The sequence below is a fragment of the Pseudooctadecabacter sp. genome, from assembly GCF_020627745.1.
In the GTDB taxonomy this organism is placed as follows: Bacteria; Pseudomonadota; Alphaproteobacteria; order Rhodobacterales; family Rhodobacteraceae; genus Octadecabacter.
Map to the genome: position 1 here is coordinate 18360 of NZ_JAHDGE010000011.1, position 9469 is coordinate 27828.

Annotated in this window: 11 protein-coding genes; 1 reads left to right on the forward strand and 10 read right to left on the reverse strand. The window is 59.5% G+C overall.

The features are described from left to right. Positions 1 to 43 precede the first annotated feature (43 nt). From QZ653_RS06825 to QZ653_RS06870, 10 genes are all read right to left on the reverse strand, one after another. The gene (locus tag QZ653_RS06825) at positions 44 to 586 is read right to left on the reverse strand and encodes a L,D-transpeptidase (protein WP_296418834.1); all 543 of its coding nucleotides are present in this window, start codon (positions 584 to 586) and stop codon (positions 44 to 46) included. Between the two features lie 86 nt (positions 587 to 672). Further along, positions 673 to 1227: a L,D-transpeptidase gene (locus tag QZ653_RS06830; protein WP_296418835.1), complete on the reverse strand. Its 555-nt coding sequence runs from the start codon at positions 1225 to 1227 to the stop codon at positions 673 to 675. Positions 1228 to 1279: 52 nt separating this feature from the next. Then, complete coding sequence (locus QZ653_RS06835) at positions 1280 to 1834, reverse strand: L,D-transpeptidase (RefSeq protein WP_296418837.1); 555 nt, start codon at positions 1832 to 1834, stop codon at positions 1280 to 1282. A 90-nt stretch (positions 1835 to 1924) separates the two neighbouring features. Then, entirely contained in the window at positions 1925 to 2629 is a 705-nt protein-coding gene (locus QZ653_RS06840; RefSeq protein ID WP_296418840.1) for a glycosyltransferase, read from the reverse strand. A 196-nt stretch (positions 2630 to 2825) separates the two neighbouring features. Then, complete coding sequence (gene pnp, locus QZ653_RS06845; protein ID WP_296418842.1) at positions 2826 to 4958, reverse strand: polyribonucleotide nucleotidyltransferase; 2133 nt, start codon at positions 4956 to 4958, stop codon at positions 2826 to 2828. A 180-nt stretch (positions 4959 to 5138) separates the two neighbouring features. Continuing rightward, complete coding sequence (locus QZ653_RS06850; protein ID WP_296418844.1) at positions 5139 to 5858, reverse strand: polysaccharide deacetylase family protein; 720 nt, start codon at positions 5856 to 5858, stop codon at positions 5139 to 5141. 14 nt (positions 5859 to 5872) lie between these two features. Next, positions 5873 to 6967, reverse strand: a complete 1095-nt coding sequence (locus QZ653_RS06855; protein WP_296418845.1) for a THUMP domain-containing class I SAM-dependent RNA methyltransferase — start codon at positions 6965 to 6967, stop codon at positions 5873 to 5875. 89 nt (positions 6968 to 7056) lie between these two features. Next, a complete protein-coding gene (rpsO, locus tag QZ653_RS06860) occupies positions 7057 to 7326 on the reverse strand; it encodes a 30S ribosomal protein S15 (protein WP_296418848.1) in 270 nt (89 codons plus the stop codon). Positions 7327 to 7468: 142 nt separating this feature from the next. Beyond that, positions 7469 to 8356: a calcium-binding protein gene (locus tag QZ653_RS06865; RefSeq protein WP_296418850.1), complete on the reverse strand. Its 888-nt coding sequence runs from the start codon at positions 8354 to 8356 to the stop codon at positions 7469 to 7471. 113 nt (positions 8357 to 8469) lie between these two features. Continuing rightward, on the reverse strand, positions 8470 to 9003 hold the full coding sequence (locus QZ653_RS06870; RefSeq protein ID WP_296418852.1) for a DUF1643 domain-containing protein: 534 nt from the start codon (positions 9001 to 9003) through the stop codon (positions 8470 to 8472). A gap of 64 nt (positions 9004 to 9067) precedes the next feature. Here QZ653_RS06870 and QZ653_RS06875 point away from each other — a divergent pair, with 64 nt between their 5' ends. After that, positions 9068 to 9436, forward strand: coding sequence for a VOC family protein (locus QZ653_RS06875; RefSeq protein ID WP_296418853.1), 369 nt, complete (start codon positions 9068 to 9070; stop codon positions 9434 to 9436). Positions 9437 to 9469: the final 33 nt, after the last annotated feature.

The window sequence follows — 9469 nt, forward strand, 5'->3', positions numbered from 1 at the left end:
GATCAACAAAAGGCCCCGCTGTTTCTGCGGGGCCTTTTCCGGCTCAGGCGTGCAGGACGACGATCGTATCGGTCGGGACGCGGGCGTAAAGGTCACGCACATCATCGTTGGTCATGCGCACACAGCCGTTGGACACACGTCGTCCGATGCCGCTGTTGTCAGGCGATCCGTGAATGCGCAAATAGGTGTCGCGGCCATTTTCATACAGATACAATGCGCGTGCGCCCAAGGGGTTCATCCCGCCACCGGGCATTCCACCGGCATATGGGCCGTATTTGTCGGGGTCGCGACGGATCATTGCGGGCGTCGGCGTCCAGCGCGGCCATTCGGCTTTGCGGCGGATCAGGTAGGTGCCGGGCATCCAGCGGTCACGCGGTGCCACGCCAACATCGTATTTCACGGCCTCGCGTCCGGGCAGCGTCCAGTACAGGGCGAATTCGGAGGGCACCACGTGAATTTGCCCAGCGGGCACCTGTCCGGCCAGTGGTACAATGCGCGGCGCGGCGGCTGAGGCTGCGGCAACGGACGGAACGGCGAGGGCGGCGGCAGCACCGGTCAGCACCAGGCGTCGGTTCAAACGGGTCATAATGTGTCCTTTCGATAAATCTATCGTTTGGGGACACAACTCGGTTTTTGGGGGGCTGGTTCCGGTTTGGGCCGGTCACAGCATCGTCAACGCAGACGCACACGGGTGCCGACAGGCACGCGGTTGTACAAATCCAGCGCTTCGGCGTTCAGCATCTGGACACAGCCATTGGACAGATACCGGCCCGTCACACGCCGGTTTGGCGGGCTGCCGTGAATTCGCAATAAGGTGTCACGGCTTCCGTCATAAAGGTACAACGCACAGGCCCCCATGGGATTGCGCGGATGACCACCGGGAATGCCGTTGGCCCAAGGCCGGTAGAGGGCGGGTTCACGCCGCAACATCCCCGCCGTGGGCGTCCAGCGGGGCCATTCCACTTTCCGTGCGATCGTAAAGGTTCCGGTGCGCCAGCGACCGGGGGCTGCAACGCCCACATGATACAAGATCGCCTGATTGTCCGGCAGCGCCAGATAAAGCGCAAAATCGTCAGGTACTACATGGATCGTGCCGGGTGTCAGGGACGTACCAAGCTGCACAAGTCGCGGGGGCCGGTGGGCCTCGACACGTGTTTGTGCACCTGCGGGCAGGGCAAGACTTGCCGCACCTGCGGCGATCAACGTGCGTCGGTTCAAGGTCGTCATGCCAGCCTCCGCCGATGATGGAGACGGGCCGCCTTGGCGACCCGTCAGTGGTTTAGTGCAAAACCGCGCGCGTGCCCAAAGGCACACGGTTATACAGATCGGAAATGTGGCTGTTTACCAGACGGACGCAGCCGTTCGACACTGCAGATCCGATGGTCCGTGGCGCATTGGTGCCGTGGATGCGCAGAAAGGTGTCACGCGGTCCTTGGAACAGATACAGCGCACGGGCACCCAGCGGATTGTTAATTCCGCCTTCCATGCCGTCCTCGTACTGTTTGTACTGCTCGGGCTCACGCTCGATCATATCGGGGGTGGGTGTCCAGCTTGGCCATTCCTTCTTGGCATTGATCCGGAAATCGCCGCTTTCGTACAGACCGGCCCGACCAATTCCGACCGAATAGGCCAGTGCCAGACCGGGGCCAAGCATCCAGTAAAGCTTGAAATTCTGCGGCTCGACATGGACTTCGCCAGGTGCGTAATCGCGGTTGATCTGTTCGACGCGGGGCAGTTGGCTTTCGGGGACCAGATATTGCGCAGCGGCAGGTGATGCAGCGGCAAGACCGGTCGCGGCAGCGGCGGTGTTCAAAAAGTGACGGCGGCTCAGCATTCGTATTCCCCACGGTTGGCTTAATTATGGCGGAATATGCAGCAAGAGCGGCAATAAGGGCAAGGATTCGGGCCGTGCTGCCGGACCGTGTCAGGCAGCCGTGGCATTTGTGCCGGTTTCGTCCGCCTTGCCCAAAGCCTGCCTGCGCTTCAGTTTCCGCACGCTGTGTTGCGCCCCCGCATGGTAACACGGCCCCGGTGTCAAAGCCGCGACATAGCGGCCAATGTCCCGAAAATGCTGGGAAATTACACCCTCACCCCGAAACTGGGAAAATCCGCCCAGGTCCAGCCAGGTTTCGCGCCGCGACAGATGCGGATTGAATGTATAGCCGAACCATTTGTCACAAGTGCCATCCAGCCGCGCCCAATCAATTCCGCGTGTGGTCTTGTGCAAAACCTTATCCGGATTCTGCTTGGCCAACGGAATGTTGCCCAGGTCGCGCAGCAGAACCATGGAAATTTTGTCATCAGACGTCAGCACATTCAACGCATCTTCGAAAAAATCGGTGCGCGTGAAGGTCCAGTCGTCTTCCATGTGGAAGATGTACGGCGTCTGTACATGACCATAAAGCGCGTCAATCGCGCGCATATGACCCACGCTGCCGCGGGTGTCGATGACCCTGCCATGAGGGCACATTTCACGAAAGACGGCGGTGCTTTCGGCATCGCCAAAATCATTGATCGCCAAGACGGGGATGTCCGACAGAACATTCCCCAGACTGCTTAGCGTTTCACGCAATTCTTCCGGTCGATTGCCCATGGTCAGACACATCGTCAAAAGGGACGAGTAAAACATTGCCTTGCCTCAAATTCTTTTTTTTACATTAGAATCATGGATATGGCGTTTGCGGCAAATCATTTATTCATCCCGTCGCGGACTGATGCTTGTCCGACACAGGCCCACGGTTTAACCGGCGCTGTCTGCATATGGACAAAAAAAGGGCCCCGGCATATCCGCCGGGACCCTGATATTTTAAGAAAGACAGAAGACCTTAGTCTTCTTTTTCTTCCTTTTTGACTTCCTCACCGGTCTCCTGATCGACCATCTTCATGGCCAAACGCACCTTGCCACGGTCATCAAAGCCCAGAAGTTTCACGTAAACTTCCTGACCTTCTTTCAGAACGTCGGAGGGGTGGTTCAGGCGGCGGTTTTCGATCTGAGAGACGTGCACAAGGCCGTCTTTCTTGCCGAAGAAGTTCACAAACGCACCGAAGTCGACGATCTTGACCACTGTGCCTTTGTAGATCTGGCCTTCTTCAGGCTCGGCCACGATGGAGTGGATCATGTCGTAGGCCTTCTTGATGGCGTCGCCGTTGGGCGATGCGATCTTGATGATGCCTTCGTCGTTGATGTCGACCTTGGCGCCGGACACTTCCACGATTTCGCGGATGACCTTACCACCCGAACCGATGACTTCGCGGATTTTATCCGTTGGCACCTGCATGGTTTCAATGCGTGGCGCGTGGACGGAGAACTCGGATGCCGCAGACAGCGCTTTGTTCATCTCACCCAGAATGTGCAGACGACCTTCCTTGGCTTGGGCCAAGGCTTTCTTCATGATCTCGGGCGTGATGCCTGCGATCTTGATGTCCATCTGCAAGGACGTGATGCCGTTTTCCGTACCGGCCACTTTGAAGTCCATGTCGCCAAGGTGGTCTTCGTCACCCAGGATGTCGGACAGAACCGCATAATCGCCGTCCTCTTCCAAGATCAGACCCATGGCCACACCGGCAACCGGTGCTTTCAGCGGCACACCTGCGTCCATCATGGACAAGGAGCCACCACAGACAGACGCCATGGAGGACGAGCCGTTGGATTCCGTAATCTCGGACACCACGCGGACCGTGTAAGGGAAGTCGGTGGCAGCGGGCAGAACGGCCTGAAGGGCGCGCCATGCCAGTTTACCGTGACCAATCTCACGCCGTCCGGGAGGGCCAAAACGACCCACTTCACCCACCGAATAGGGGGGGAAGTTATAATGCAGCAGGAAGTTCGACTTATACATGCCCTGCAGGCTGTCGATCATCTGCTCATCATCGCCGGTGCCCAATGTGGTCACGACGAGGCCTTGGGTTTCACCACGTGTGAACAGGGCAGAGCCGTGCGTCCGGGGCAGAAGACCCACTTCGGACACGATGTCACGGATTTCATCAGTCTTACGACCGTCGATCCGCTTGCCTGTTTTCACAACGTCACCGCGCAGGATGGACGCCTCAAGCTTTTTCATAGCGGAGCCGAGGTTGGCATCCTCAAGCTGTTCCTCGCTCAGTGCGGCCTTGACGGTCTCGCGGGCGGCGGCAACAGCCGTGGTGCGTTCCTGCTTGTCGGAGATTGCGAAAGCGGCGCGCATTTCTGTCTCACCGGCTTTCTTCACTGCAGCGTACAGATCGGAATAGTCGGGGGCTTGGAAATCAAACGGCTCTTTCGCGCAGTCTTCGGCCAGATCAATGATCAGGTCGATGACAGGCTGGATCTGCTCATGGGCGAATTCCACAGCGCCGAGCATTTCTTCCTCGGTCAGCTCATAGGCTTCGGATTCAACCATCATCACGGCGTCTTTGGTGCCGGCGACAACCAGATCAAGGCGCTGCTCAGGGTTGTTGCGCAGGTTGTGCATATCGTCGAGTTCTGGGTTCAGGATGTAATCGCCATCCTCATAACCCACGCGACACGCGGCAATCGGGCCCATGAACGGCGCGCCGGAAATCGTCAGCGCGGCGGAGGCTGCGACCATGGCAACCATGTCAGGGTCGTTGACCAGATCGTGGGACAGAACGGTACAGATCACGAGGACCTCGTTCTTGAAGCCATCGACGAACAGCGGGCGGATCGGACGGTCAATCAGACGGCTTGTCAGCGTCTCTTTTTCCGTGGGGCGCGCTTCGCGCTTGAAAAAGCCACCGGGGACTTTACCGGCCGCGTAATATTTTTCGTTGTAGTGCACGGTCAGCGGGAAGAAATCTTGACCCGGCTTTTGCTGCTTGGCGAATGTCACGTTGGCCATGACAGAGGTTTCGCCATAGGTCGCGATGACAGAACCATCGGCCTGACGGGCAACCTTGCCCGTTTCCAGTGTCAGCGTTTCTTCGCCCCACTGAATGGATTTTTTCACTTCTTTGAACATCTGTAGTTTCCTATCTGGAAGCACTCCCAGGCGAACCCCGGGTCTTCCGTATCATTGGTGGCCCCATTGCCACCGACCCCAATCCTTTTGTGTGCGCCGGGGTCTTTGCGTCACGTCTCAGATAGTGTGCATCTACAGGGGTTTGGGCCGTTTGGGAAGGGGGGCTAAAATTCGCGAATTTTAGCGGGCCGCCTCCAGCGCGATCAGCTCCGACACGGTGACAAAGTCGAACCCCCGCGCACGCAATCCGGCGATGATCAACGGCAAAGCCGCGCGGCTGCTGTCGTTGCCGGAATACATCCCGTGCAGCAGAATGATATCCCCGGCTTGGGTCGTCTCAATCACATGCGCGGCGAGGTCTTGGGGCGGTGCGTCAAAGGCCAGATCGGTCTCAGGCTCCACGGACCACATGATCGTGGTGCGGTCTTGTCGGGCCAAAACCCAAGGCAGGACGACCAGTTTGCGCCCATAGGGCGGGCGGAAGTGCAAGGGGCCTTCGTAGCCAAGCGCCCGGATCGCCGCATCGGTTTCGCGCAGTTGGCGGCGGACCTCCCACGGGGTCATCGCCACCATACGACGGTGGTTCCATGAGTGATTGCCGACCTCATGCCCTGCATCCACCACGGCCTGTGCGCCCTCCGGAAAGGCCGTGACCTCCCGTCCGGTCAGAAAGAAGGTCGCGGTGACACCGGCCTTGTCCAAAATGTCCAGCAAGGGTGCTGTGAACCGCCGCGTCGGCCCGTCATCAAGGGTCAGCGCGACAACCGGCCGATCCGTGTCTATCCGGTGGACCAAATGGCCAAACAGCTGCCTGTCGCGCAGGCGGCTGTAGTCAAACAGGGCCTGCAGCACCGTCGCAACAACGATCAGGCAGGCGGCGGCAAGGACAATCCGTTTCATGCCCCCACCTTGGGTCAGATCACATCCGTTTGCCAGAGCCGCACCTTCGTGCCGCCATGGTTGACCACCGGCCCCGCCGGTTTGAACGGCAGACCGGTCGCCTTGGCCAGTGCGTCGTCACTGGTGACGATGGCCGCGCGCCAACCTTTGAAGTGGCTTTTCATCCGGTCGCCAAAGCTGGAATAGAGCCCGTACAGCGGGGTCTTGTTGCCAATCCGCGCGCCGTAAGGCGGGTTGCAGATGACCAGACCGGGGGTGTCCGTCGGCGGGGTGATATCGCCGATCGACTTGGCGTCAAACGTGGCCACATCTGCGACACCGGCGCGGGTGGCATTGGCGGTGGACATGGCCACCGCCCCTTGGTCACGGTCGCTGCCGTAAACGCCATGTGCCGCAGGACGGTCGGGGCTGCCCATAGTGGCAAAGGCCTGCGCGTCGTAATTCGGGAAGGACTGGAAGGCGAACTCCCGGCTGCGGCCAGGGTCCAGCCGACGGGCGATTTCGGCGGCTTCAATGACGAATGTGCCGGACCCGCACATGGGGTCATAAAGCGGGGCTTTCCCGTTGAATTTGGCTTCGCGCAGGAACATCGCGGCCATGGTTTCGCGCATCGGGGCCTTGTTCACGGCCTCCTTGTGGCCACGTTTGTGCAGGCTGTCGCCGGAGGTATCGAGCGACAGCGTCACGTGATCACGGTCAATCCGCACGCGGATGGCCACGTCGGCGGGATATTCCGGTTCGGGGGTGACAAAGCCATGACCCGCCAGCGCGGTTTCCACCCGTTCTTTGGCCGCACCTGCATGGTAAATCTTGGATTTGTGGCATGTGGCCTCAACCGTGACGGTCGCGTATTTGGGCAGGATCTTGGGCCAGTCGAATTCGCGCGTGTTGAGTTCCAGCTGCGACAGATAGAGCGCGCGGAAGGTGACCAGCCGCGCCAGCACGCGGGTTGCGCCCCGCAATTGCAGGTTCGCGCGCCAGATGTCGGGCCATTCGCCCCGGATCGTCACACCGCCTGAAATCGTTTCGGTGACCTTGAACCCCTTTTCGCGGGCTTCGGCGGCCAGGAAATCTTCTTGGCCGGGTGCAGTGATGAGGAACATATCCATGGTGCGTGGCTATACCGTAAAGGGGAAAAGAAAAACCGCCCACGGGGTGTCCCGTAGGCGGTTGAATTCTTGCAAGACGTGCCGCTGGTTCAGCGACGGATGCCCAAGCGTTTGATCAGGTCCTGATAGCGGGCCTCATCTTTGGCTTTGGTGTAATCCAGAAGCTTACGACGCAGAGCGACCATTTTCAAAAGGCCACGACGACCGTGGTTGTCTTTCTTGTGGGTCTTGAAGTGCTCGGTCAGGGTGGTGATGCGGGATGTGAGGATCGCAACCTGAACTTCCGGCGAACCTGTGTCGCCGTCCTTGATTGCAAATTCCTTCATCAGGCGTGCTTTTTCTTCAGCAGTAATCGACATCGGGGTCTCCTTGGTTAAAGGGTGAATGGCGCAAGCCGGGATGTCGTCCAGCAGGGCCCGTGGAGGGTGAACTGTGCCAGTTGCCCGACGCAGATGCGGGCGTATAGGAAGATTCTATGCCCTTGGCAAAGGGTTTCTGGTGTCAGGCGGCTGCGTCTTCGCTGACCAGCCGCACCAAGCTGACGTCAAAGTCCGTCACGCCGACCAAATCCGCCACAGGTTCGCCGTCCGCCAACAGGACAAGCCCACCGGCGCTGTCTTGCGTGGTCAACACAGGTTCCGCGCCCGAGAAGTTGAGAACAAGGACATCGTCATCGGTGTAATCCATGATTTGCACCGTGCCGCCCGCAATTTCGAAGACGTCCGCGTCGTCACCGCCTGTCATGACGTCACCGTTGTTCCCGATCAGGTGGTCATTGCCTTCGGATCCGTTCAGATAGTCCTGTTCCGCGACGTCTTCGCCGGTGACACCATCGACGACGTCGTTGCCTTCGCTGCCCTGCAAATTGTCGTTTCCGGCGCCGCCGATCAGGGTGTCATCGCCCCAGCCGCCCAGAAGATCGTCGTCATCATCGTATCCGTTCAACTCGTCGTCACCGCCGCCGCCCTGCAAACGGTCAGCGCCATGGCCCCCCGCCATAAAGTCGTTCCCGACGTGCCCGTCCAGTTGATCGTCGCCCGCGCCTCCGGTCAGTGTGTCGTCGCCAGTGCCGCCCAAAAGCTGGTCATGTCCGTCCTCCCCGACCAGGGTATCGTCACCGTCACGCCCGTGGATATAATCATCACCGGACGCACCACTGATCGTGTCCGCGTCCTGCGTGCCGAAGGCTTCGACCCTGTCAGGGCCGGTCTGCGGGGCAGGGGCGAGGTCATCTTCCTCAAGCAGGTCCAGAAGATCGCCTTCGAGGGTTTCCTCATCCAGCGCCAGACGTTCGGCACGATCGGAACCATCCTCATCTTCCGTACCCTCCAGCCCGACAAATGCGGTTCCAGCAAGGGCGACGCCGATCAAACCCAGAAGTGCAAGCATGACGATGACCTATCCGTTTACCAATGATTACAAATTTCAGGCGAAAGCCGCCGGTGTTGCAGTCTCAGATAGCGAACAAACCGCGAAAAAGCCCTGAAATTCGTGTCCTCTGGTTAACGTGCGGCTAATGGCGTCGCGGTTTCGATCCAACGTTGCGGGGTCTGGCGATAGGCAATGTAAAGCGGGTGTTTCGGGTGCCCCCCCTTGCTGAGCCCCAGATGATACAGGGGCGCGCCGGTGGCCCGCAAAAGGGCCAGCACCTCAGCCCCGCGTTGAAGATGGGCACCGTGGGTGCCCCACGCGCAGATCGTGATATCGGCCTCCGTCGCGGCCTCCCGCAGGATATCGTCATTGCGCGGCCCGATCGGATCACCCGCGCGGCGCATCCGGCGCGGATCGGTGTCACGCCATGCAAAAATGTTGGTCACGCAAAAGCCGCCGTGCCCCAACGCGCGGGCGCGCCGTTCGCACCGTTCCACGGTGGGGTCGTTCTGGCGTTCGGTCGCGGTGGACGGGTTCAGCATCACAAACTGCACCAGACTGCCCGCCTCATTCCATGTCCGGACAAGTTTGTACCGGTAGCGTTCGCACCCTGAATATTGCGCGACAGAGCGTGCATCGCCTTTGCTATGCGTGCGGATGATCATGGGGCGGTTATGACCAAAGCCTGTCCAATGTGCTAGGGTCGGGGCAACCACGAAAGGACACGCTATGCAGTTGGGCGCATTTTCAATCAGTCTATCGGTCAAGGATTTGGCCGCCTCCATCGCTTTTTACACCGATCTGGGGTTTGAAAGGTTCGGCGGCCATGATGAACACGGTTATGCGATTATGAAGAACGGCGACACATTGGTGGGGCTGTTTCAGGGGATGTTTGAAGGCAACATGCTGACCTTCAATCCCGGCTGGGATCAATCCGCAGGCGAGGTGACCCCCTTTGACGACGTGCGCGCCATCAAGGACAAAGTGACGGCCGCTGGACACGAGGTCATTCAGGAACAGGGGGGTGAGACGGGGCCTGCGTCCTTTGTTGTCATCGACCCGGACGGCAACCCGATCCTGTTTGACCAGCACCGGTAGGGCAAAAGGGCAGACCGGCCCTCCGGGGGGAGT